The following is a 24,687-nucleotide window of genomic DNA, read 5'->3' on the forward strand; positions in this document are numbered from 1 at the left end:
CTAACAAATGCTAACAAATATCTAAGCTGAGATTGTCTCTCAACCATGGCATATGAACTAATGCACGAAGGAAATTCCCCGCGCACAACTTACGACTGCTGTACTGGCAACGCTTGATTTTCGAGCTCGTGCCGATCGGGCGATTGACTGTTTTGCTTTGATGCCGTAGAGGAAGCTTATATATGCTCCATACCATCATGGATTTTCACCTGAGTCTTTCAATCCTAGTTCTACCACATTTTTCTCAAATATCGAGTCGAGCTCAATATTAGCAAATATAACTAAATATCACCAAATTAGTCACTGTGGCTCAACTGCTATACAAAACTTGGCTAAACTTATCTCGCGTTTCACCATTTAACTACAAGTAATTCCAGAGGCTCTGCTTCCTCTCTCAAGCTGCTGGTGTCGGCTCCCAATTGTGGGCCCGATCCGATTCTGGCCGGACAGCGCCCTCTGCGCGGTCAGCTTGTAACTATTGCTTTTGAAGCTTTCAGCCATTTTTCAACCGTTATTTTCAACCAATTTAACCCATCGTGGTATCCCGATCGACCGGCGTTGCAGGACTGTCAGTTTTGCATCGACTGTGGTTTACTTTCTTGTCAATCTCAGCCTTGGTTGTCGAAATCCTGGTAAATATACCAGATAATTACCCACCTGTCAATACCCCCGCGATCGCCAGAGTTAAGTTTAGTCAAGTATGGGGCGATCGAGTCAAACTCTGGTACTGTCTCAGGGCCGACTTAATTTCTGGAGATATGCGATCGACAAATTATTTGGGTTTCAACTCGACAGCTAAATACCTGACTCTAGTTCACCTTGGTTTTTTACCCCCCAGCCATGGCGCTCCACACCGTATTTTTGTAGATCGAACCGGTTTCTGGGCAAGTCATAAAATATTTACTTGCTCGATCGCACATTGCGCCGATACAATAATAATGTTGTTAACGATTTTTTGAGTTGGGTGCGTAACTCAGTTGGATAGAGTAGCTGCCTTCTAAGCAGCGAGCCGCAGGTTCAAGTCCTGCCGTACCCGTGAGATAAACCTAATAGCATCAATGGTTTGAGCCGTTTTCTGCCGCCCGGGAGAGAGCGGCCGGGGCCTTATTTGTTGTGCATTTGTTTCGCATTTGTTTCGCATTTGTTTCGGATGCCCGAATCCGAAACACCGTCCGATCCGCCTGCTTTCGCGAAGCCAATCTTCCCGCATCTGAGGCGATCGACACTCCTACGCCTCTGAATATATGTTTGACCCAGCCGATGTGTTATCATAAAAAGTCTATTGTGTCAATAGCCCAGAAGTTAAAACAGCAGCAGCCGATTGTGGGCCGAGTAGCCCTCAAGAGTTATCCTTAGTGATCGGGCTATTTTTGGACAGGTTTGGACAATGTTCCCAGCAACTCTATTTCATATTCCCCAAAATTTAATGCTATTACTCGACCGCAGCGCGATCGACCAATTACAGCCAGTATTGGCGCAAGCAACCGGAATGCCGATCGTGGCATCGGAAAATACCGCAACAATTGCACTCCTATTGGTTGCTCTCTTAATTCTGGGTTGGGGATTTTATCGCGCCAAGCCTTTTGGCAAACTGGGAATTTTGGCTTGGTTGCAGTCAGTGGCGCTGATGAGTCCCTGGCTGCTGTTCTTTGGTTTGTTCGCCGCCGGGATTTACCTCAATCTAGTTGCGGTATTGTTGCTGCTCGTGGCATCCACGGGATTGTACATTTATCTGGGCCGGCAATTGCGTAAGGCAGCAGCCGATGCAGCGATCGACTCGCGCCCCGCCGATCGTGCCGAGCTAAAGCCCCAAAGTGATGGCAGCTCCGCCCCAAACGAACAGCCGGCACCAGCCAAAGAAATCATTAAAATCGTCACATCGCCTGGAACTAATGAATTAGAAATAATTCCCGTTCCAGTTGAAGACCTCAAAGCAATTAAAGGCATCTTTGGGATCGATACTTTCTTTGCCACAGAAACGATTCCCTATCAAGATGGGGTAATCTTGAAAGGCAATCTGCGGGGAGATCCAGAACAAGTACACTCGCGTTTGACGGCAAGTTTGCAAGAAAGATTAAACGATCGCTACCGCCTGTTTTTAGTAGAAAATCAGGACGACAAGCCGGTAGTTATTATCTTGCCCAGCACCAACGACCCGCAGCCAACTACCCTATCTCAAAAAATCCTCGCAGTCGTGCTGCTGCTGGCAACAATTGCTACCAGCTTGGAAACAGGCGGTTTGCTGCTGGGTTTCGATTTCTTCAACTCGCCGCATCGATATTTAGAAGTTATGCCAATTGCGGCGGGAATTTGGGCGGTTTTAGGCTCAGGCGAAATTGCTCGCCGAGTGCGGGCAAATCAGTACAAGGTTGGCTTGAGTTGGCCGTTTTTTATACCAACTTTCCAGATAGGTTCTTTTGGGGCGATCGACCGTTTTGAGTCGCTGCTCCCCAACCGTAAAGTTTTGTTTGACATCGCTTTTGCCGGCTCAGCGGCTGGGGGAATAGTTTCTCTGCTAATGCTGGTAACTGGTTTGCTGCTGTCTCACCCCGGCAGTTTGTTTCAAATTCCCGCAGAATATTTCAAGGGCTCGGTTTTGGTGGGAACTCTAGCAAAAGTGGTTTTGGGTTCGGCATTGCAGCAGCAGATTGTTGACGTTCACCCGCTGGTAGTTATCGGTTGGTTGGGCTTGGTAATCGCGGCGATTAATTTGATGCCGGCGGGACAGTTGGACGGGGGTAGAATCGTGCAAGCAATCTACGGCCGGAAAATTGCCAGTCGCGCTACTTTGGCGACGTTTGTGGTGCTGGCGATCGCTTCTTTAGTTAATCCTTTGGCTCTGTATTGGGCGATCGTGATTCTAATTTTACAGCGGAATCTGGAGCGACCGAGCCTCAACGAGCTGAGTGAGCCTGACGACGCTCGCGCAGCTTTGGGTTTGTTGGCTTTGTTCTTGATGATTTCTGTACTGTTGCCGTTGACTCCGGCTTTAGCTGGGCGTTTAGGAATTGGAAACTAATCATCAGATTATTGGTGCGCCCTTTGCGCTTGGGCGCACCCCAGATATTTATAAATTGACCCAATGGAAAAGCTCGGAATTTGTTTAAACTTAATTTAGCAAGTAAAAATCACCGATCTGAGCATCTAGGCTAAAGTTATGGCTAATCAACTTCCTCCTGTATTGGTAACTTTTGATGCAGATGTTTTGATGGCTGGCAGAACCCAAGTTTGGCAAGAATATGCCAAGGTGGGAAGTTGCTATCTCCCGGAAGTAGTGTATGACGAAATAGATTATCTGACAGGGAAAGCGGTAGAAAAAGCTCAAGAGCAAGTGGCTAGGGAGTTTATGCGCTTTTTTGCAGAGAGTGGCTGGATTGTGACTGATGCTCAAGAAACGCATCGGGCCCTAGAACCCTCGATTAAAAATCAAAGCGCACAAGCAATGCTAGTCGTAGCTACAGCTCAGTGCGTTTACGGTTTGGCTCAGGAACACCCCGATTCACTGGTGGTTTTTGTGTCCAACAGTCAGCCTCTGCTGAAGCGGATAGGTTCTGTGGGGGCTGCTAATCTGTGCGGCATTACTGCGGCGATGCTGTTAAATTGGGCGAGGAAAGGGGAACGCCCGCCGGCGGCGACTCAGCAATTGCAAAGTTTGATGCGAACTTTAGCCGATCGCCAATCGACTCAGCGCTCTAACAGCAGAATTCAAAATGCTGCTGTTGGGAAAACCGGGACTTCTGCTAGCAAGCTAACGACGCGCGACGCTTCTGAGTTAAAGTCGCCCAGCAGTTCTACTAAAACTAATAAAACGGGTTTGACAGGGGCTAGCAGTGCGACTTCGCGCGCCAAAAAGACGGCGCGCAGTCGCGAGGAACGGAAAGATTACGAGCCGGCTGTATATCGCATCAAACATATTACGCCTCCGAAAAAAAGGGATGGCGGTTTTCTGTCTGGTGCGTTCAATTTGTTGGGAGCGTTATTTTTCTTGACGGTAGCGGTGGGTATTTTGTGGCGAGTGTTTGATGTTAAGGGTTTTAGAAAGACTTTTGTGCCGGCTCTACCGCAGCCAGTCCAACAATTTGTTAAGTCGATCGACCCTAAATGATCTGTTTATCTTAAAATTCCGCGTTCTACCTTCAATAAGGACTCTAACCCTCGACAGCAAGTAGCAAAAGTCTGTGAAGCGCGTTAATCTGAAATTGCCAACCAGGTTGACTGCAAACTATTGGAAGATTGGGAGCCGATCGAAATGAGCGAGAAAACATTAGCGGAATTAGATTTTACATCTTTGCGCGATCGCAAATTTTTTCCTTCTCCTGTGGCTTGGGAAGACCAAGTGCTATATTTTTTAATGCTCGATCGATTCTCAGACGGCAAAGAAAACGGTAACAAGGACGATCGGGGAAAAGTCGTCACCAGCGGGACTACTCCGATGTTTACCCCCTCAGATAGCGGCAATGCGATTAAAACCCCAGAGGAGGCGCAGCAGTGGCGGGAAGCCGGCGCAAAATGGCTGGGAGGAACTCTCAAAGGACTGACAAGTAAAATTGGCTACTTGAAACGCTTGGGCGTGACAGCGCTGTGGGTAAGCCCGATTTTCAAACAAGTTGCTTTTCAAGAAAGCTATCACGGTTACGGCATTCAAAATTTTCTGGATGTCGATCCAAATTTCGGCACTCGCGAAGATTTGAAAGAACTCGTAGAAACGGCGCACCAAAATGGCATCTACGTAATTCTAGATATCATCCTAAACCATGTTGGGGATGTATTTACTTACGATGCTGAAAATCCTTTTTGGCCCGGACCGTATGCGGTGAAAGGATTTAACGACAAAGAAGGCAAACCGACTATTCCTTTCGGGGCGATCGATTTAGTAAAATATCCCGAAGCTTTCCCAGACGGAGCAATTTGGCCAGCAGAATTTCAAGAGCCATCCAACTATAGCAAAAAAGGTTATATCCGAAATTGGGATAATTACCCTGAGTATGTGGAAGGAGATTTTTTTAGTCTGAAAGATATCCATACAGGTGCAGGAAGCACTGATTTTTACCAGCCTTCTCAGGCGCTGGTAAATCTTTGCGAAGCTTACAAGTTTTGGATGGCTTATGCAGATATCGATGGATTTCGAGTTGATACAGTCAAGCACGTGGATTTGGGTGCAACTCGGTTATTTGCGGAAATTATCCACGAATTTGCTCAGTTAATCGGCAAGGAAAATTTTTATTTAATCGGCGAGATTACCGGAGGGCGCCAACAAGCGTTTTCTACTTTAGAAGTGACTGGTTTGAATGCGGCTTTAGGAATTAGCGAAATCCCCGATCGCCTCGCCTATATGGTAAAAGGATATCGCGATCCCAGTGTTTATTTTTCTTTGTTTCGCAATTCTCTGCTGCTGCAAAAAGAGTCTCACGTTTGGTTTAAGAATAAAGTGGTCACGATGTTTGACGACCACGACATGGTAGAAAAAGGAAACAATAAATCGCGTTTTTGTGCCAGCGAAAATGGGGAAAAAGTAGTATTAAATGCTTTAGCTATGAATGCGATGACTTTGGGAATTCCTTGCATTTATTACGGTACAGAACAGTGTTTTAATGGGGCTGGAGATAGCGACCGCTACATCAGAGAGACCATGTTCGGCGGCAAATTTGGCTCTTTTCAAAGTCGAGACAGGCACTTTTTTAATGAAGACAATCCGGTTTATCGAGAATTAGCAAAAATTCTTGAAATCCGGGCGCAAAAAATTACTTTGCGCCGGGGACGGCAATATTTGCGGCCGATTTCGGGCAATGGTGAAGATTTTGGTTTGCCGCGAATGTTGGGGAACGAGATTCGATCCGTTGTTCCTTGGTCGCGTTTGTTGGACAAAGATGAGATAGTTTTGGCAATTAATACGGATTACGATCGCTCGCTGACAGTTTGGGTAAATATCGACTACAATTTACACCAAGTCGGGGACAGTTTTAAGTGCATTTACTCGACTGACAGCGCGCAAATTAACAGTACAGTTCAGGTTGAGGACAGAAAGGTAAAATGTATTTCGCTGACTGTACCGGGGGCTGGGTTTGTAATTTATGAGCCGGTGAAAGTTAAGGGTTAGGACATTTCTAATTTGTAGATTTTTATTTATCATTTATAAGGTTTGTAGTGAGGACTGAAGTCCGCATCAAAAATCAGAGGACAGAAGTCCGAACGATCGACACCTATTTTATAGCGGTTGTTCGAGCGCAAATAATATTAATTAAGATTTCACCATTTGCCACCTAATTTAACAATGCTGAACTGGAACAAAATAATTAGTGGATTAGCCTTAGCTGTTGCGGGTTTTGCTTATGCTTTAGTCTTTTTTGTGCTTCTTCCCTTCAGACAGTACGATTGTGCCGCACCGGTTTGGGCTATAGGAATGGCGATCGCCCTTACTGTAGCAATGAATTGGCTGCTGTCTGCATCATTGCTAACTGGGTGGACTTGGGTAGCTGCATTATTTGGTTGTCAGATAGTGCTCATATTTTTTGGTAGCGTGTTTTTGGGAGATGGGCTGTTACTGCCAAATTGTTTGTTTTTCGGAATTCTGCTAGTAGGAGTTGCGAGCGTTTATAGCAATTTTTCGCAACAAAAAACACTGCTAATTGTGGGTTTGTGTACGCTATTTTTCCTAGCTTCAATGTACTTATCTTTGATTGGCGGCTATGTGCTAAAAGGCAAAAATCCGTTTCAGGGTTCTTCTACCGAGATGCAGCCGCTGTTGAATCAAAGGGTAGAAATTCGCACCGACAATCCCAAACAATTGTATTTGAATGGCAAAACTGGCAAGCTCACGCAGATTGACCGTTATGAGGTGACAGTGAAACTAGATGACAAGACATTGATGTGGCCCTATGTTTATGTTTGGTGGCAGGATATCAAGGCTGCTAACTAACAGAACTACCAAGATTTATAAGCTCTCAATAACCTTCTCGCTTTCTCTTCTCTCAGCGCCCTCATTGGTAATGGGGAAAAAGGTAATTGGTAATGGGTAAGGGGGAAAAAGGCTATAGCAATTTTTTGCGGTTTCTAAAACGTCTTGGCGATCGGCGGTCAATTCACCCCAAACTAGCCAACTTTGACTGATAAGTAGAAGGAAGAAGTCCGATGGAAGTCGGAAGAAGGAAGAAGACTTACACAGCAAGCTTGAGCGCGATCTGTATTTTACGTTTAATTAGGTGGATCTACTTAGTAGCAACCTTCTTGGCTTTTAGGACATAGATAAGCTCATGAATAGAACCCGAGACCCCTCTACCCTAAACGGTTTGATTCCCATATGTAACTGTCAAGCGGTCAATTGTCAACTGTCAACTGCTATAAATTAAGCAGATTGTACCCGCTTGTACGCCACCAATTCCAAACCGGAAACCGAAAATTCCACTCCTTCCCACTCTTGCTTGTCACCCTCAAACTTTTCAAACGCCGCTGAGGTAAGCAAAATCTCTCCCCGTTCGGCCAAATCCTCTCCCAGCTTGGATGCCAGATTAAATTCCGAGCCGTACATATCCTCTCCTTCCAGCATCAAAACATCGCCGCAGCCAATACCAATGCAGAGGTAAATATCCATTTCCGGCGGCAGAGTTGTGTTAACAGCGGCCGTTTGTTTCAGAGAGTCTATCGCAGCTTCCACCGCCGATTTTACATCGGGAAATACTGCAAAAATATTGTCTGCTTCTTCCTTAACGACAGTACCGCCGCCTTCGGAAATTATCGGTTTGACAATTACGTGCATCCGGTGAATCATTGCTAAAAAATGAATGATTCCGTAGCGGACAGTCGTGCGAGAAAAACCCGACATATCCATTACTAAAATCGCGTGAGTTTGGCGGAAAGTGGCATTAATCTTCTCATCAATCTCTGCCATTCTTTCGGGATGTTCGTTTCTTTCTTGCAGCAACTTTTGCAAACAAGTGCGGTTATTTGTTTTCATTTTAGTTTAATTAAATTCCCAATCGCGACACAGTTCTTGAGGGCGGCCAGCGGGATGCACCGCACAATTGATGCCGTCCTTGCCGTAATAATAATCGCAGACTTTGCAAGGTTGAGTTTCCTCTAATTTTTTCATCAAAATTGCCCGGATTGTCTGGACTCGGTTTCGATACTTGTTTGCATTCGAGTGACTCGGTTCAATTGCCAAAGCTTGCTGGAAAGCTGCTAAGCTGGAATCGTACAATTTAATAATTTGGCCGCTGTATTTTGTCCAAGCATCGGCGCGACTTTGATACAGTTCGATGGTATTTAAGTTTAAAATACCGTATTCCGTCCAAGCGTCAGCCGAAGCTCGATCGAACTTGATATTGGGATTGAGCAACACTTTTTTGATAGTTGCCAAAAGTTCCCTCGGCTGCCAAGGTTTGCTAACATAAGCCTCCGCGCGATCGATCGCCCTGGAGAACAAAGCTAACTGCTGTCCCTTCCCTGTTAAAAATACGATCGGTATGTTCCGAGTTTCGGGATTAGCTTTAATTAAACGGCAAACACCGTAGCCATCTAGGTGCGGCATTACGATATCTAATAATACTAAATCCGGGCAATTTTTCTCAATTTTATCCAGCGCTTCCACACCGTCTGATGCCTGAATTACATTCAATCCGCTGCATCTCAACTGATGTGAAATGCACTCCCGCTGGCTGCGGGAATCTTCCACCACTAAAACTGTACTCATCACTCCCACCCGGTTTTTGAGGTAAACTTGTTCGCTGCTGTGAGTTGTCCTTGCTGAAATCAGTTTACCCACATTGGATGAATTTGTTATCACTGGTGAGCCGGATTTACTAAAATTGCAACAAATCTTAATTTTTAAGTCCGACAGGTTGAAACAAATGTTGGTTTTTCCGTGGGTGCGATCGCTTAAAAGTGCGATCGATCTCATCCCCATTTTGACAAATCCTCAGCAGTCAATTACTGCCATTCTGCAAGCCGATAAAGACGAAAAATTCAAAACTCCTGCCACTCCAAATAGGATTTATTTAGTGTCTGCTCCATCTTCACCAGCTTGCGTTAAAATGGAACATCTGCCTTCTGAGTGTCATTCCCAAGCCGCTCCGAGAAACAAGAATTCTATCGTTGTCAACCATTTGCGAAGTAATCTCAAGCCTCAATATTACTCAAAATATGTACTTAAATTACCGGAAAAATATCGCACTATTATTGATAGTAGCTGTAGTTGCCGTTGCCTGTAAAAGTCGATCGCAGTTGCCAACTGCTACAGAAGCACAACTACCAAATACCGAAAAAAATATTTGTACAAACCCACATCTTTGCCAACCAAAACGCACTCTCTCTAGATTCATAAAATCTATCTATTCTGTTGCTTTTACCCCCGACCAAAAAACTATTGCCAGCAGCATTGATGACGGTACAATTAAGATGTGGAACCTCAAAACAGGAGAGTTAATCCGCAACTTACCAGGGCATTCAAGTTTAGTTTATTCTATTGCAGTCAGTTCCGACGGTCAATTTATGGTTAGCGGCAGCGACGACAAAACTATCAAAATTTGGAATCTCAAAACCGGGCAGCTAATCCGCACTCTGTCGGGACATCCAAAAACTGTTTACTCTGTTGCTATTAGCCCTGACAGCAAAACTATCGCTAGCGGGAGTTTTGACGAAACGATAAAACTTTGGGATTTCAAAACAGGACAAGAAATCCGCACGCTGAAAGGACATTCAAATTTAGTTTATTCTGCGGTGTTTAGCCCCGACAGCCAAACTCTTATTAGCGGCAGTGACGATAAAACAATCAAAATTTGGAATCTCAAGACAAAAGAAGAAATTCGCACTTTGAAAGGGCATTCAAACTCGGTTATTTCTCTTGCTTTGAGCAAAGATGGCAAGACACTTGCCAGCGGCAGTGCTGACAGCAATGTCAAAATTTGGGATGCCAATACCGGACAGGAACTTCGCACTCTTAAAGGACATTCTAGTGCTGTTTATTCGGTCGCTATTTCCCCGTCTGGCGATCGCTTAGTTAGCGGCAGTGCTGACAATACAGTCAAACTTTGGGATCTGAAAACAGGACGGGAAATTCGCACGCTTTCAGGACATTCTAGCTTGGCGATTTCTGTTGCTTTCAGTCCTAATGGAAAAACTATTGCTAGCGGCAGTTTGGATGGTACTATTAAAATTTGGAATGCAAATTAGATGAGCGACAGCTTATCTCACTTTTTAAACTGTTTCAACTGCTGCAAAACTTTACTCTGGCGACTAGACATCAATTACCGCTGCCGTCTTTTGTCAACTCCAGTAAAAGGCTCGTCAAAGAAAATAATTCCGCTTCTTGGGCCAAAGCTTGGGTCAAAAATACGCGCTGTTGCTGCCCTAAGGAAGCAAGGGCGAAAGTTTCACCGCGAGAATTGTTTGCCGACGGTTTGGGAGAACCGGGAAGCGAAGGCGATACTTATCAGAAAATGCTGGTTGCGAATACGCGGACAATTGTTGAAGGTTTGGGGGGCAAATATTCGGCTTTTAAGCCTTAATAACGGCAAATCGTACTGATGTCGGACAAAAACCTTGTTGAATTGCAACAGATAATCGGCTACTGTATACGTTGAAGTTCTCTCTTGACGACAAATGAATCGATTGCTCCTCACTTTACTTGTAAGTCCGACGCTGTTTGGATCTGTGATGTCTTTGAGCGCGATCGCAAATCCCGCTCAAATTGGCGAAACACCGGGCCGATCGGCTGATTCGCCCCGCTGCGTGCGATCGCCCCACACTCAGCGCCTGACTTGCGTTCGGCTTCCCGCCAAAACCGCTGCTTCAAATTCTAAACAGTCGATCGGCTGGCAGCCGCCGGATGGCCAGCCTGTGGCGATGATGGACTTTACAGAAGAAGAAAGCGATGCCGCCGTGGCGTTATTTGGCTGCGACTGCCCGGTTTGCATGAATTCTCTGCGCCAGTTGCGCGGTTTGCCGCCGTTACAGGCGAGTTGAGGGCGGCGCGATCGCACGGGGCTAGGCTCAAAAAAACCTGGTTTCCGAGCCCCGCGCGCTACAGTTCCAAATAGTTAGTTCGCGGCGCCCTCCGAGCACAAATACCAGCGGTTCATCCCAACTTCGCAAGACTCAAGCGAAACATATTTTTAAAAGGTGGAATTGATAAAATCAAGCTGTTGAATAAACCCATCCGCTGATAATATTGTGACGGTGCATCTTTCATGGTTCTGACTTCCATAATTTGGTAGCGAGAATCCCAGTGAGCGATATCTCGACTATCTTTGATTCCCCACTGAAACTTCGCTGAGAAATGCTTCATTGCGTCGTGTTGCTTCTGATTTTTTACCATGAAAGGCGACATGGAATCAAAGGCAAAGTAGCAGCCGGGAAAGTTTTCGACTAACAAGGCAAATAACTGCTTTACCTGCGATTCAGTAAAATACATCAACACTCCTTCAGCCACAAACATTATCGGGCGGGAACCGACTGCTTTTACTCGATCGACCCAGCTAGAGTCTAGTACGGAAGACGCGATAAACTTGCGCCGATCTGTCTCTTGAAAGTATTTTTCCCGCACTGCGATCGAGTCAGGCATATCCAAATCAAACCATTGTACTTGACCGTTATCAACCCGTTCAAAGCGAGTATTTAGTCCGCAGCCAATTTCAACAAAACTGCTATTAGGATTTTCCTGAAGAAAAGATTTCACCCACTGGTCAAGTATTAGTCCGCGCAAGCAAACGCCAATTTGACTGCCTTTTGCTTTCTCAAGTTTAGAGAAATCGTACTCAATTTGTTCGAGAATTTCCACAGATTTTGGATCTCTGATAATTGGGTCTGTTTTGGCTGTTTCGATTGCTCTTGCCCACAAAGTAATTAACAAAGTTTCTTGGACTGTTCCGAGTTCAAGTTGAGTTTTAGTCATGGGTTTCTTCGGTAAATTGTAAGAATTGAAACTGAAGCAGAAACCGGGTTTTTTTGCGAAAATATCGGACTTTCGCTTTTAATTGTGAAAAACCCGGTTTCTTTGGTATCGATGTCTCTAACTACCGACTGCGCGAATTCCGACCCTCGCACTGTATAATTCCGATCGCACTCAACTGTCAACTGTCAACTGTCAACTGTCAACTGTTCGCCCTACTTTTTCGCGAGAACTTGTTTTAGTTCTGAAGTTGCTTGCTCAATTTTTTCGATACTCCCTGGATTGACAAATCCGTAGTAGTCAAAAACGTAAATTCGGTTGTTTTTGGTTGCTTTAAGTTGCTGCCAAAACGAGTCAGCTTGAAACTCTTTTAACATTCCCTCTCCGCGATCGACTACAATGATGACTTCGGGATTCGCCTCTAAGATTTTTTCGGCTGAAAGCGTTACGTAGCCTCGAACCGGGCTTTCTCCTTGCAATTGGGCGGCGACGTTTTTGACGTTAAACTTGTCGAGCAAATCTCCGGCCCAACTAATTTTATTCGGCGATAAAATGGGTTGACGGCTTACTAATACTAAAGCTGCGGGGTTTTGAGCAGGTATGTCCGCTAAAAAGGTTTGGTAGCGTTTCAACAGCGGTTGGGGATTGGCATTGAGAGATTTAGCTAAGGTTGTTGTCAACTCTTCTAAGGATTTCCAGCTATCAATTTGAGTTAATAAAGTTTTGATACCAAGCTGTTGCAATTTTTGCATTGTTTGGTCGTGAAATCCCGCCGCACCTACTACTAAATCTGGTTTTAAGGCGATAATTTTTTCTAAATTAGGCGGAGTGCGATCGGCCGTTACGGCGGGAATTCCTGTAAATTTGGGGTTGCTGCTGACTAATTTGCTGCCGGGAATTCCTACAAGTTTGGTTTTGTCGAGTTGATGGATAATATCGGCGGTTAAAGGTGTCAAAGCTACTACTTTTTGTGCTGCTTCGCTTTTGGCTGTTTCCGATCGCTCTGCTGGCGGCGAAGCATTAGGAGTTGACTGCTGGCTTTGCGGTGGAGTGGCAGCGGAGCAAGCGGCAAATGCTAAACTCAGCAGCAGTATCGCGGTGCGGGAAAACAAGGTTTGGTACATAGTTTAGGCTGGATTTGCAGCGAGTTGAGCGGCGGAGGAGACTGAGTTGCCGGGAAGTTCGATCGCACTTTCGCACTTAATGACTTAAATTATCAATAATTTCTTATAGAACTTTTTCTAAGAAACCGCATTTTTTGACGAACTTGAGATTTTTTAAGTATTTCTTAACTTTTGCTCAATAGCCTGCAACTCAGACCGAGCAAAGGTTTGATCGTTCGGACTTGAGTCCTCGGAATCTGCGGACTCAAGTCCGCACTACAAACCTTACTTATTACAATCGATCGACCGGACAGGATCTGAGAAAGATACTAAGTGCGAGAAGTAGGGGCGATCGGGCAAATCTGCAAACCCGCAGGAGTTTCTAAAATAACAACTTCTACACCAAATGTCTGAGCTAAATTCTCAGGATTTAAGACTTGTGCGGGAGTTCCCACACAAAAAAGTTCACCTTTATTTAACATAGCAATTCGCGAACTGTACCTAGCAGCCAAATTAATTTCGTGCAGCACAGTAATAATCGTCAATTTGTAGTCTTGATTGAGGTTTTTGAGCAATTGCAGTAACTGCAACTGATAACAAATATCTAAATAAGTAGTAGGTTCGTCTAATAGCAAAATCTGCGGATTTTGAGCCAAAGATAAGGCAAGAAAAGCGCGCTGGCGTTCGCCTCCCGATAGTTGTTCTACGGGGCGATCGACAAACCGTTCCATCCCAGTTTGACTAATAGCAACATCCACTTTTTCCGCATCCTCCTGACTCAATTGCCACTGCCACCAACCCTGATGAGGAGCGCGCCCCAAACTGACTAATTGTCTTACAGTCAAGCCTTCTGGTACAGTTTGTTGCTGCGGCAAAATCGCTAATTTTTGAGCAACAATGGCAGCAGGTTCAGCGTGAATTGCTTTGCCGTCAAGCAACACGAGTCCCTGCTGCGGTGTTAGGATACGACTGATTAACTTCAAAAAAGTAGACTTGCCAGAACCGTTGGCACCGATGAGACTCAACCACTCACCCGACTGCAAAGATAAAGTGATGTTTTGGGCGATCGCAACTTCGCCGTAGCCACCAGTTAAATTCCTAATTTCTAAAGACATAAGATACAGTTGACAGTTGACAGTTGACAGTTGATAGTTGACAGTTGATAGTTGATAGTCGATCGTTGATAGTTGAGAAATACATCCGCTACATCCGCTACAAAATCCGTTGCCGAACTTCCTTCTACTGACTAGAACGCCGATAAAGCAACCACACAAACAGCGGAGAACCCAACAAAGCCGTAACAGTTCCCACAGGCAATTCTACCGCACCCAAACGCGCCAACAAATCGGCAAAAGTCAATACCCAAGCACCGCCAACGGCGCTCATCGGCAACACAAACCGATAATCATTTCCCACCAACAAACGCACTCCGTGAGGCACAACCAACCCCACAAAACCAATCAATCCGCCGATGCTGACAGCACTCGCAGCCAGCAGAGTTGCAACTCCGCCAATCAACAAGCGCGATCGCCCTAGCGAAACCCCCAAACCCACAGCCAAATCGTCACCCAAAGCCAGCAAATTGAGCGATCGCCCCAAAAAACACCCTAACAGCAAAGCCACCAAAATATAAGGTGCAGCCACCTGCAAATCCGACCAGCCGCGACCGTTCAAACTGCCAATCAACCAATTCAAAGCCGCCTGCACCCGACTGTCTTCAGCTAACAGCAACAGCGTAGTTTGTATCGCCCCAAATAAAGAACTCACAGCAACACCAGCCAACACCAAACGTTCGACAGAAATCCCCGTTTTAGTTTTTCCCAAAAAATACACCAACATCGCCGTTAAAATTGCACCAATCCAAGCGGCCAAAGGCACCCAAGTTTGAACGATTCCCAAAGTCAGCATGGTAATAGCAACCAAGCCCGCACCGGCCGAAATTCCCAATACAAAAGGATCGGCTAAACCGTTGCGGAGCAAGCCTTGCAGCAAAGCTCCCGACATTCCCAAAGCTGCACCGACTGTCAGCGATGCCGCAATTCTTGGCAAACGCAGTTCCCATAAAATAGTTTGATTCACAGCATCGCCTCGGTGCAGAAATGCTTGCCAAAGTTGAGCTGCACTCATCGGCACCGCCCCCAAAGAAAGCGAGAGGGCAACTGTTAATAGCAAGCCCGATCCTAAGATCGCAACTGCCTGAAAAACTTGATGTTTTAGCCAGATTTTTTGCAAATTCACTGCGTTACACTACTTTGCTTGATAAAGAAGAGAGTAATATTATGTCCGGTCGATAATCCTTAATATGGTAGGGGCTCCCCTCACCAACAATATTTGCCAAAAATCGACAATCTCAAAAACCCGCCCCGGCCTATGTGTTGTGGTCAATCGACCGCACATGATATAACACCAAATGCGCTTGTCCGACTTAGACTAAAGAAAATTTTAACATTGTCAGATTATTGAGAAAGATTATTGAAAAAACTTGATTTTAAATGAGATTAATGATAAATACTAGCAATAGTGTTTCAAAACCTCTAAGCCAGAGAAACAAACAAGATATGACTTTTGACGAATATAGGACGATCGCGCAGTTATCAGGCCCCTCTTCTCAAAACGCGGCACAGCCAAGAGGTGCCATCTTCTCAGGGACTCGCGGCAATGATGCCGTGACTGCCCAAAGCGCCCCTTCTCAGGTGGCTGGGGTTGAGTTGGAGGCTCGCCCAGAACAGGGACAAACAGCTTTATTGGCTAAGAATACAGGCGCAGGCGAGGTTGATACCTTGATTGGCTCACCAGGAAGAAATTTCTTCATCTTGGGCGCTCCTCAACAACTAGGAGGTAAGCCTCAGCCATTTTATGTAGGTCAGGGCGATCGCGACTATGCCTTAATCAAGAACTTCGATCCCAAAAAAGATTTCATCCAACTTGCTAATGATGATTCTGATTTGGTGATGTCCTATATCAGGTTCGCTGACAAGTACAGCTTAGAAACGGTCAATGGCAACACCCGGATCTCCACTAAAGCAGGAGACTTAGTGGCGATCGTTGAGGGAGTGACGGAGCTCAAACCATTCACAGGCTACACGCCCCCCGGCAATATTTCCCTGGTGTCGCTAGAAAATAAGTTGTTTAGCAACAAGGTCCAGCCGACATTCTATGAACCCTGGTACAGAGAATTTGATACTGCTGACTATAACAGTTCAGCACAGAAGGCGGTTGAGGCTGGAGTGTTCAAGAATATTTACGATCAATTCCTCAACCTTGGACAATACGAGTTCCGAGAAGACGATCTATTTGCTGCTAACACAGTTGGAAACAACACTGTGTATGGTTTTGGGTACGAGTCAGGTAATGTGGGCGTACCAATTACCGCTGGGGTGTACACCAGAGATGTCAAACCTGTAAACACTGGCGTGGGAGAGGTGGATATCCTGATTGGTTCCCCAGGTGAAAACACCTTTTTCCTGGGCAATGCTGCAATCTTGAACCAAGCTCCGCAACCCTTCTATGTGGGTCAGGGAGACAATGACTACGCACTGATCAAAGATTTGGCCAACACCGTATATGGCGTTTCCTATGGAGAAAAGCCAGAATTTATAGCCAACCCAGAAGACCTAGAGGGTGTAGATCCGACTACCCTAGAGACACTAATCGATCGCCTCATGTTAGCGGGCAGAGCCTTCGACTACGACTTTGAACAAGTCGGCAGCGACTTGAGGATTTCCACCCTGACCGGCGATTTGGTTGCCATCATAGAAGGCAATCCCCCAATTGATGTGCCTTATAGCATTCCCGGCGGAACTTACGTCTATGGAGTTGGTAACACAACCTCGTTTGACTCTGAGAGTTTCGGCAGTGAAGCTCGCTTCTGGGAACCCTTCTACCTGGAAGAAAACCCCGGCGTGGCACAAGCGGTGACGCGGGGAGAATATGCGTCTGCCTTTGAACACTATGTGAAGGTTGGGCAGTTCAACAAAGAAAAAGAGGTAATTTTTGCAGGCACGTCTGAAGATAATTTCGTTGCTGGTTTCGGCGGCTCTGACTTGCTGTTTGGCGTTCCAATAACCTCTCTCAACAGGGAAACAGGAGCATTCAGCACTGAAACAACAGGTGTGGGTGAAGCTGACTTTCTCCTCGGCGGGTTAGGCGATACGACTTATTTCATCGGCAATGATAACCTGATTAACCCAAGCAAGGGAGCGGAAGTTTGGTATGTTGGCGAAGGCGATAAAGACTATGTAAGCATCATGGGTTTCGATCCTTACAAAGACTTTCTCTTCACCACCGGCAAGTTTGAGGACTATTCCTTCGAGGTTGTGGGGAAAACGGATGACATCTTTGGGCGGCAAGTGCCTTACAAGAGTTTGGAAGTTTCTTACAAGCAAGACTTGGTGGCAGTGCTGGAGTATATTGACGGCGGTTTGACTGTGCCAGAGATTTCGCTTCAGCCTTTCTCAATTCCTAATCGTCCCAATGCTTTGGCGCTGGCTGCTCCACAGAATCAGTTACTAAGGTAGGCGACGCGGGAAACCCGGAGTTACGACCACCTATAACTCCGGGGCTCCTCCAGGAAAAAGTGATTTAACTAATATCTTGCACCTGTGGCGATCGCCCTTTTATAGGCGGGGCGATCGACAAACTATGTCGCTGAGGATATCGTAAGAATGATTATCATTGGAGCTTGTTATCGATTAGGTAGTCTCGAAGAGGCTCATAAAGCCGTCTTGCATGTGGTTTTCCATGTGACAGTGAAACAGGCTTAACCCAGGTCGATCGGCAATGAAATCAACCTCAATATGTCCGTTGGGTTCGATACAAACAGTGTCCTTAATTATTCCTGATGTGGATTTCCCCTCAATATTTGTCAATTCAAAGCTATGTCGGTGTAAGTGTAGTGGATGAAGCTCATCGCTTTGATTTCGGAAAATCAGACGATATCGATGACCCATTTTCAGTTTATAAGTATCCTGCTCCCAAAATGGCTTGCCGTTAACTTGCCAGGGATTTCCCCAACCCCAACCCCAGTTGAAAACCATTTCAATCATTTCGTCGGGTTTTGTCACCGCGCCAGCTCCGCCAAAGATTGTGTAATCCCAGTTTTGTTGAAACGATCCCTGCCATTGTGGTTGTCCCGCTTTGTTGGCATATTCGATGACAATACCTAACCCGCCATCGCGCCTATCTTTGCGGATGTCACCCAAGATCCAGACTCCGGGGCTATTCATTTCGACGATCGCATCAATCCGCTCTCCAGAACCCATACGCAGAACTTCTAAAGTTTGGGGCTGGGGCACTGGATTTCCATCTAGTGCCACGATCTTGAAACGGTGTCCTGGGAGGGCTAAATAGATTTCTTGCTCGGCATTGCCGTTGACGATGCGAAACAGAACTTTTTCCCCATTTTTAACCCGCACTGGTTCGCCGAACCCAAGTGCTTTACCGTTAATAGAAAATGTCGGCCCTGATGCAAAAAAGCCTGCTGTTTCTTCCACGAGTTTGTGCCAGTCGTGGGTGATGAGAATGACTTCGCGATCGAAATTGCCTGGTTCGTCTTTTCCACCGACAATGAGGACTCCTTGCTGACCTGTATATAACCCTCCATTTGTGTGAGCGTGAGTGTGATACCAATGGGTTCCTGTTGGTGTTGGTTTAAAGAGGAATTTAAGGTGTCCTCCAGGGGCGATCGCAGGGCTGCCCTCCTCCAATGCACCATCTATTTCTGACAGTAAATGTTGTGCGTGTAGGTGTATGGTTTCGGGATGCGCTGATTCATTAAAGATTTCCAATGCTGTTGGGATGCCAGCACGCATCCGCAGTACCGGGCCTGGTGAACCTCCATCGTAGCCAATGGTTGGCAAAATCAATCCCTTGGCAATTTCTAGGGAAATAGGCGTAATCCGCAGTCGATGGGTATCTTTGATAGAAGCCGGGTCAAGATTACCCAAGGTTCCTGTTTTTAAAGTTATATGTTGTTTTGAATGGTGAGTTTTCTGATGTCCTATTTTTGCAATACCACCCACTAAAGCTATGCCGCCCAGTCCTACCAGCAGGATTCTTCGTCTGGTCAGATTAAAATTAGGTTTTTTAGGCTGTATCATGAGCTTTTTTATTGTGCAGAATACAGTTAGCTATCCTATTTTAACTGTATGGGCGGCTAGGATGCGCAGTCCACAAGAGTTTTAGGCTACAGGAATTAAATCCGCGACAACCAACTTAGGACTTGCGCGCAAATCACATCGTCGAATACGATGAGAATGATTATCACAATAATGGCGGTTGATAAGCTCGATCGCCCGTACATCGCTCGTGCGTTGTGCGTCTTGCTGAGTCTGTGAAGTGCGATCGGGCTACGATTACCTTGGGATGCTTTGCGGCTTTCCAAGTTCAAACAAAGCCTCTACAATTAATAGATGAGGAACAATGACTAATCTCGCTGTACAAACCCCAGATTTAATTTCCGACATCCCCAAAAGAGGAATGCCAGTAACTATAATTACCGGCTTTCTCGGCAGCGGAAAAACCACTTTCCTCAATCAAATTATCAAAAATCGCCAAGATTTACAAGTGGCAGTTTTAGTTAACGAATTTGGCGATATCAATATCGACGCGCAGCTTTTAATTTCTACCGAAGACGACATGGTAGAACTCAGCAACGGCTGTATTTGCTGTACCATCAATGAAGGCTTAGTTGATGCCGTTTACCGAGTATTAGAACGGGAAGACCGCATCGACTGCACGGTCATCGAAACCACCGGAGTTGCCGACCCGCTGCCGATTATCCTGACATTTGTCGGCACGGAATTGCGGGGTTTGACCCTGTTGGATTCTGTACTTACAGTAGTTGATAGCGAAACATTCACTCCCGACCATTTTGACAGCGAAGCAGCTTTTAAACAAGTAGCATTGGCAGATATTGTGCTGCTGAACAAAACTGATTTAGCTCCTGAAAAAAAGGTAAGTGAATTAGAAGCTTACATCAGGACTGTCAAGGAAGGAGCGAGAATTCTCCCCTCTCAACATGGTGAAGTTCCTTTACCGTTAATTTTGGGTGTAGAGTTGACCTCAGCCGAGGCTTTTAACAATCTTGAAACCGAAGAAAAACACGAACACCACAACGATCGCGAACACCATCACCACCACGGGCACCACTCTCGCCACTTAGATAACGACGGATTTGTATCCCTGTCATTTGAGAGCGATCGACCCTTTGATGTCCACAAGTTTCAAGAATTTCTCACCGATAGAATGCCCTTCGATGTGTTTCGGGCAAAAGGCATTCTCTGGTTTCAAGACAGTCCGATGAGACACATCTTTCAACTCAGCGGCCCCAGATACGAACTAGATGCCGGTGAATGGTCTTCCACACCTAAAAATCAGCTCGCAGTCATGGGGCGCAACTTAGATACAGATGGAATTCGAGAACGGCTCAACAGTTGTTTAGTTTGAGATTTCATCAGTCTATAACTTTGCCGTTTGTAGTTGCCAAGGTTCTTCGCAGCCACACGGACTCGACTTTTGGCAAAAGTTGTGGTTTTGAATTTTTAACGGCAGATTAACGCCGATGTTGCAGATATATCGCACCTGCTGCTAAAATAGAATGTATAATATTAGCGAAGTAAACCGCTACTCGAAATCATGTCCGCAAATACCGCGCTACCCGCCACCCTAGCTAAAATTGTCCAGCGCTTCCAGCGACACTCCGATCCGAAACAGCGCTACGAACAACTGCTGTGGTATGCGAAGCGACTGCCAGCATTTCCCGAAAGCAATAAACTGCCGGAAAACAAAGTTTCGGGCTGCGTGTCACAAGTTTATATTACCGCAACTTTAGCCGACGGAAAAGTTTCCTTTGAAGGCGATTCAGACGCTCAGTTAGTTAAAGGCTTAGTTGGCTTGCTCGTCGAAGGTTTGAGCGGATTGACGCCTGCGGAAATAGTCAGCGTTACCCCAGATTTTATTCAAGATACGGGATTGAATGTGAGCCTGACACCTTCCCGCGCTAACGGATTTTACAACATCTTTCAAATGATGAGAAACAAGGCACTGGCTTGCGAAGTTAGCGCGCAAGCAGAAGCAAATTAACAGGAGAAAAAGCCGTGACTCAGACTGCTGATGTAACCCAATCTAATTCTGCTAACTATCCCGCGACTGTTCAGGAATATCTCTGGAACTGGAAAGGAACGCAAATCAAAGTTATTTACGAAACCAGAGGACAGGGAAACACCGTATTGTTGCTGCCAGCTTTCAGTACGGTTTCGACGCGAGCAGAAATGCGTCCTTTAGCAGAATTGTTAGCTCCTAACTTTCAAGTTGTGAGTGTAGATTGGCCTGGTTTCGGCGACTCGGATCGACCGCGCACCGACTACGAACCGCAATTGTACCATCAATTTCTTCAGGATTTTGTTGAGTCAAATTTTAATATTCCTGTGGCTGTAGTTGCGGCCGGTCACGCTGCGGGTTATGCGATGCAATTAGCGCAGTCAAAGCCGAATGTTTGGTCGAAGATTGTGTTGGCTGCGCCAACTTGGCGCGGGCCTTTACCGACGATGAGCAAGCAGCAAAGCGGTTGGCACGGAATCGTGAGAGAATTAGTACGATCGCCCTTACTCGGTCAATTCCTTTACAAACTGAACACTGCGCCGTCATTCCTGGGTTTGATGTACCGCCGCCACGTCTGGGCGGATGCAGCCAAAGTCACGCCGGATTTCATCCAAAACAAGTGGAAAGTCACGCAGAAAGCAGGGGCGAGATTTGGTTCGGCGGCTTTTGTAACTGGTGGTTTAGATCCTGCAAAAACCAGGGAAGAATTTATCGCTAACTTCCAAAATTTAGCAGTGCCGGTGATGGTTGTAATTGCTGAGAAATCGCCGCCAAAGTCTAAGGCTGAAATGGAAGTATTAGCCCAATTACCGGGTGTTGAATCGCGATTTATTCCGGGTTCTTTGGGCTTGCACGAAGAGTATGCAGCCGATTTGGCAAATGCGGTTAAATCTTTTCTTTAACGGTTCGTAGTGTGGACTTTAGTCCGCAGCATTTTGCGGACTAAAGTCCACACTACGAACTAATCTTCTTGCAGTAAGACGAGTTCGGACAAGATATAACCCCGATTTAGGAGACCCTAGGGTGCGTTTTCTTGCCTCTGAGATCCCCCCCGGCCCCCCTTTTTAAGGGGGGAGAAAGAGTCTAAAAGTGGGTCTTTTTAAGGGGGATTTAGGGGGATATGGATCTGAGGTCGCAGTTTGAAAACACGCCCTAGGGTGCGTCGCTACGAACAATTCTCGCCTCAAACCAATATCTCACAAGCGACGCACTTTTGCGACATCACAAAGAAGATTACTTTCCCCGGATTTGGTACTATATCGACTTTTTTTAAGTTAGCTGGCGTAAAAATTAAGTGTTTTTTGTTCGATCGATTAAGTTAAAAATTGCTGCAATAGTTGCAATTTTTTGTATTGTTTGCTGTGGGTTTAGCCAGCCTGTTTGTGCTGTCGGAGATTTGCAGATAGAAGGTGCGATCGACTTTCACATCCATTCGTCTCCCGATGTGATTCCCCGCAGGTTGGACGATTTTGAGGTAGCTGAGTCAGCCGCGCGATCGCACATGAAAGCAGTTGTCTTAAAAAATCACTATGCCAGCACAGCAGCGCGCGCAGTTTTGGTCAATAAAATTGTACCGCAAATCGAAGTTTTCGGGGGAATTGTTCTCAATCATGCCGTAGGTGGGCTTAATCCCGACGCTGTAGAAGCAATGCACCGCATCGGCGGCAAATACGGTAAAATAGTGTGGCTGCCAACCGTTGATGCCGAACATCATTTAAAGGTTTTTGGCAAGTCGGGAATTGGGATTAAAGTAGCAGAAAACGGCAAACTTTTACCGGAAACTGAAGCGGTACTCAAGATTGTAGCTAGAGATAATTTAGTGCTGGAAACCGGGCATATTTCCTCAGAAGAAGTGATGGCAGTTGTCCGGCAAGCCAACCTTCTCAACATTAAAAACATCCTGATTACCCACGCAATGGCCGACGTACCCGGTTTGTCCCTAGAAAACATGAAAACAGCCGCCGCAACGGGAGCCTTTCTAGAACTAGCATTTGTCAACGATTTGATGGGAGAAAATGCCGCTGACAAGGGACACAGAAACTGGCATCACGTTTCAATTAATCAGATGGTAGCAGCGATTAAACTAATCGGAGCCGAGCATTTTGTTCTCAGCACCGATTTGGGAAGAAAACCCGATCCTTTACCCGCAGAAGGTTACAAGTTATTTGTAGAAAAGTTGATGGATGAAGGCATTTCTCAGGGCGAAATTGATTTAATGATGAAGGAAAACCCCGCTCGCTTGTTAGGAATTGATGAACGAGATTAAACCCGCAACCCAGAAGTCCGGCAGGGGTTTAAACCCCTGCCTCATAGCTTAAGTCGGTTAAAACCGACTGTTAATTACAATAAAAATTACGGTAAATTTTAGTTTTCTTTTAGAGGACTTTCGCTATGAGACAGGGGTTTTTAACCCCTGTCGGACTCTCGGAAAAATCGATCGAATCTCGGCAAGATCGATAAAACTTCCTTAACCAACGATCGACTATCAACGATCGACTATTCTTGATTGCCTTTGCCGCGCACGTATCCATTATCTGCAATCCGCCAAGCACCCCCAGCATTGCCCGTTAAATCGCAATCATCCACCGTAGCAATGCTATTTCTATAAACTGCGATCGCCTCGCTTCCATTACCATTAATCCGACACCTGCGCGCTATCAATTTCCCTCCTAATCCGACACCGATGCCCAGACTGCCATTCTCATAAATACTGCAATCTTCCACCGTTGCTTTGCCATCATCCGAAATAAAAATTCCGTTCCATACCCCGTCATGAATTTGACAGCGGCGGATCACAGAATCAGCCTCAGGCCCGCAAATTCCGACCACAGAATAGTCAGCAGAAGTGATATCGCTATCTTCTACGATTAACTCGCCTTTGCGAACATCTACAGCATAAAATTTCCCCGTCGAAATCATTGTTAAACCGCGCACTAAAGCACTGTCTGATTCCATTTTGATGCAGTTTGAATCGGTGCTTTCAATAGTGACGCTACCAGCTTCTGTGCAGCCGATAATTTCTACAGATTTGTCGAGAATTATACTTTCTCTATACAAACCGGGCTGTACGTAAATCCGCTTACCGGGAGCAGCATTTTTTACCGCTTCGCTAATAGTGGTATAATTGCCTTGACCCTGTTGACAAACCACCCATTCTTTACTACTTTTTCCCAATCGGCGAGCCGAAGTAGATCCTGTTTTTGGCGCTGATTCAGCTTCTGCAAATTCTCGATCGCCCGCTGCGGAAAGTTGCGATCTTAGCAGCAACCGTTCTTGATGCGCCGTTTCTAACTGCTGTTGTAACTCGGATACTTGAGATTGCAGTTGATTTTGATTTTGCTCGGCTGTCTCGATTTGATTTTGCAATTGAGACTGTTGAGAATTGAGTTGAGATTCCAATTGCGATCGAGTTTGATGCGCCGTTTCTAACTGCTGTTGTAACTCGGATACTTGAGATTGCAGTTGATTTTGATTTTGATTGGCTGTCTCGATTTGACTTTGCAATTGAGACTGTTGAGCATTGAGTTGAGATTCCAATTCTGAGCGAGTTTGACGCCCACTTTCTAACTGATTTTCTAACTCGGATATTTGAGATTGCAGTTG

At 45.8% G+C, this 24,687-nt stretch carries 21 protein-coding genes and 1 tRNA gene; 14 read left to right on the forward strand and 8 right to left on the reverse strand.

Annotated features, from left to right (window positions below; all coding sequences use genetic code 11):
* The first annotated feature begins 962 nt into the window (after positions 1 to 962).
* The 5 genes from QUB63_RS29735 to QUB63_RS29755 all read left to right on the forward strand — a co-directional run bounded on the left by QUB63_RS29735 (position 963) and on the right by QUB63_RS29755 (position 6,916).
* Positions 963 to 1,036, forward strand: a tRNA-Arg gene (locus QUB63_RS29735).
* A 351-nt stretch (positions 1,037 to 1,387) separates the two neighbouring features.
* Positions 1,388 to 3,019, forward strand: a complete 1,632-nt coding sequence (locus QUB63_RS29740) for a site-2 protease family protein (protein ID WP_332948971.1) — start codon at positions 1,388 to 1,390, stop codon at positions 3,017 to 3,019.
* Between the two features lie 138 nt (positions 3,020 to 3,157).
* Positions 3,158 to 4,105: a PIN domain-containing protein gene (locus tag QUB63_RS29745; protein WP_332948972.1), complete on the forward strand. Its 948-nt coding sequence runs from the start codon at positions 3,158 to 3,160 to the stop codon at positions 4,103 to 4,105.
* Positions 4,106 to 4,249: 144 nt separating this feature from the next.
* Positions 4,250 to 6,097, forward strand: coding sequence for an alpha-amylase family glycosyl hydrolase (locus QUB63_RS29750; RefSeq protein ID WP_332948973.1), 1,848 nt, complete (start codon positions 4,250 to 4,252; stop codon positions 6,095 to 6,097).
* A gap of 174 nt (positions 6,098 to 6,271) precedes the next feature.
* Positions 6,272 to 6,916: a hypothetical protein gene (locus QUB63_RS29755; protein WP_332948974.1), complete on the forward strand. Its 645-nt coding sequence runs from the start codon at positions 6,272 to 6,274 to the stop codon at positions 6,914 to 6,916.
* Positions 6,917 to 7,342: 426 nt separating this feature from the next.
* On the opposite strand, the gene QUB63_RS29760 is transcribed toward QUB63_RS29755, so the two are convergent.
* Positions 7,343 to 7,951: an adenylate/guanylate cyclase domain-containing protein gene (locus tag QUB63_RS29760; protein WP_332948975.1), complete on the reverse strand. Its 609-nt coding sequence runs from the start codon at positions 7,949 to 7,951 to the stop codon at positions 7,343 to 7,345.
* A 6-nt stretch (positions 7,952 to 7,957) separates the two neighbouring features.
* Entirely contained in the window at positions 7,958 to 8,758 is an 801-nt protein-coding gene (locus QUB63_RS29765; RefSeq protein ID WP_332948976.1) for a response regulator, read from the reverse strand.
* Position 8,759: 1 nt separating this feature from the next.
* Between QUB63_RS29765 and QUB63_RS29770 the strand changes: the two genes are divergently transcribed.
* The 4 genes from QUB63_RS29770 (at position 8,760) to QUB63_RS29785 (ending at position 10,956) form a co-directional block, all read left to right on the forward strand.
* On the forward strand, positions 8,760 to 9,203 hold the full coding sequence (locus QUB63_RS29770; RefSeq protein ID WP_332948977.1) for a hypothetical protein: 444 nt from the start codon (positions 8,760 to 8,762) through the stop codon (positions 9,201 to 9,203).
* Positions 9,172 to 10,164 carry a WD40 repeat domain-containing protein gene (locus QUB63_RS29775; RefSeq protein WP_332948978.1) on the forward strand — a complete coding sequence of 331 codons (993 nt, stop codon included), beginning with the start codon at positions 9,172 to 9,174 and terminating at the stop codon, positions 10,162 to 10,164. Before QUB63_RS29770 ends, QUB63_RS29775 begins: the two co-directional genes overlap by 32 nt.
* Positions 10,149 to 10,499 (forward strand): hypothetical protein, encoded by a 351-nt coding sequence (locus tag QUB63_RS29780; RefSeq protein ID WP_332948979.1) that lies wholly within the window; start codon positions 10,149 to 10,151, stop codon positions 10,497 to 10,499. The genes QUB63_RS29775 and QUB63_RS29780 overlap by 16 nt, the downstream gene beginning before the upstream one ends.
* A 94-nt stretch (positions 10,500 to 10,593) precedes the next feature.
* Complete coding sequence (locus QUB63_RS29785; protein WP_332948980.1) at positions 10,594 to 10,956, forward strand: hypothetical protein; 363 nt, start codon at positions 10,594 to 10,596, stop codon at positions 10,954 to 10,956.
* A 112-nt stretch (positions 10,957 to 11,068) separates the two neighbouring features.
* Here the strand turns inward: QUB63_RS29785 and QUB63_RS29790 are convergent, their stop codons facing one another.
* The 4 genes from QUB63_RS29790 to QUB63_RS29805 all read right to left on the reverse strand — a co-directional run bounded on the left by QUB63_RS29790 (position 11,069) and on the right by QUB63_RS29805 (position 15,222).
* Positions 11,069 to 11,884, reverse strand: coding sequence for a class I SAM-dependent methyltransferase (locus tag QUB63_RS29790; RefSeq protein ID WP_332948981.1), 816 nt, complete (start codon positions 11,882 to 11,884; stop codon positions 11,069 to 11,071).
* 212 nt (positions 11,885 to 12,096) lie between these two features.
* Positions 12,097 to 13,005 carry an ABC transporter substrate-binding protein gene (locus QUB63_RS29795; RefSeq protein ID WP_332948982.1) on the reverse strand — a complete coding sequence of 303 codons (909 nt, stop codon included), beginning with the start codon at positions 13,003 to 13,005 and terminating at the stop codon, positions 12,097 to 12,099.
* 308 nt (positions 13,006 to 13,313) lie between these two features.
* Positions 13,314 to 14,099, reverse strand: a complete 786-nt coding sequence (locus QUB63_RS29800; protein ID WP_332948983.1) for an ABC transporter ATP-binding protein — start codon at positions 14,097 to 14,099, stop codon at positions 13,314 to 13,316.
* 124 nt (positions 14,100 to 14,223) lie between these two features.
* Complete coding sequence (locus QUB63_RS29805; RefSeq protein ID WP_332948984.1) at positions 14,224 to 15,222, reverse strand: FecCD family ABC transporter permease; 999 nt, start codon at positions 15,220 to 15,222, stop codon at positions 14,224 to 14,226.
* A gap of 320 nt (positions 15,223 to 15,542) precedes the next feature.
* On the opposite strand from QUB63_RS29805, the gene QUB63_RS29810 reads away from it, so the two are divergent.
* A complete protein-coding gene (locus QUB63_RS29810; RefSeq protein ID WP_332948985.1) occupies positions 15,543 to 17,501 on the forward strand; it encodes a hypothetical protein in 1,959 nt (652 codons plus the stop codon).
* Between the two features lie 174 nt (positions 17,502 to 17,675).
* Here the strand turns inward: QUB63_RS29810 and QUB63_RS29815 are convergent, their stop codons facing one another.
* Complete coding sequence (locus tag QUB63_RS29815; protein WP_332948986.1) at positions 17,676 to 19,082, reverse strand: multicopper oxidase family protein; 1,407 nt, start codon at positions 19,080 to 19,082, stop codon at positions 17,676 to 17,678.
* A gap of 322 nt (positions 19,083 to 19,404) precedes the next feature.
* On the opposite strand from QUB63_RS29815, the gene QUB63_RS29820 reads away from it, so the two are divergent.
* The 4 genes from QUB63_RS29820 to QUB63_RS29835 all read left to right on the forward strand — a co-directional run bounded on the left by QUB63_RS29820 (position 19,405) and on the right by QUB63_RS29835 (position 23,350).
* A complete protein-coding gene (locus tag QUB63_RS29820) occupies positions 19,405 to 20,430 on the forward strand; it encodes a CobW family GTP-binding protein (RefSeq protein WP_332948987.1) in 1,026 nt (341 codons plus the stop codon).
* A gap of 189 nt (positions 20,431 to 20,619) precedes the next feature.
* A complete protein-coding gene (locus tag QUB63_RS29825; RefSeq protein WP_332948988.1) occupies positions 20,620 to 21,066 on the forward strand; it encodes a SufE family protein in 447 nt (148 codons plus the stop codon).
* Between the two features lie 14 nt (positions 21,067 to 21,080).
* Positions 21,081 to 21,986, forward strand: a complete 906-nt coding sequence (locus QUB63_RS29830) for an alpha/beta fold hydrolase (RefSeq protein WP_332948989.1) — start codon at positions 21,081 to 21,083, stop codon at positions 21,984 to 21,986.
* Between the two features lie 392 nt (positions 21,987 to 22,378).
* Positions 22,379 to 23,350, forward strand: a complete 972-nt coding sequence (locus QUB63_RS29835) for a DUF6282 family protein (protein ID WP_332948990.1) — start codon at positions 22,379 to 22,381, stop codon at positions 23,348 to 23,350.
* A gap of 230 nt (positions 23,351 to 23,580) precedes the next feature.
* On the opposite strand, the gene QUB63_RS29840 is transcribed toward QUB63_RS29835, so the two are convergent.
* The coding region (locus QUB63_RS29840) for a right-handed parallel beta-helix repeat-containing protein (RefSeq protein WP_332948991.1) at positions 23,581 to 24,687 on the reverse strand (1,107 nt) is incomplete at its 5' end.

Source organism: Microcoleus sp. ARI1-B5 (assembly GCF_036705795.1).
Lineage (GTDB): Bacteria > Cyanobacteriota > Cyanobacteriia > Cyanobacteriales > Microcoleaceae > Microcoleus.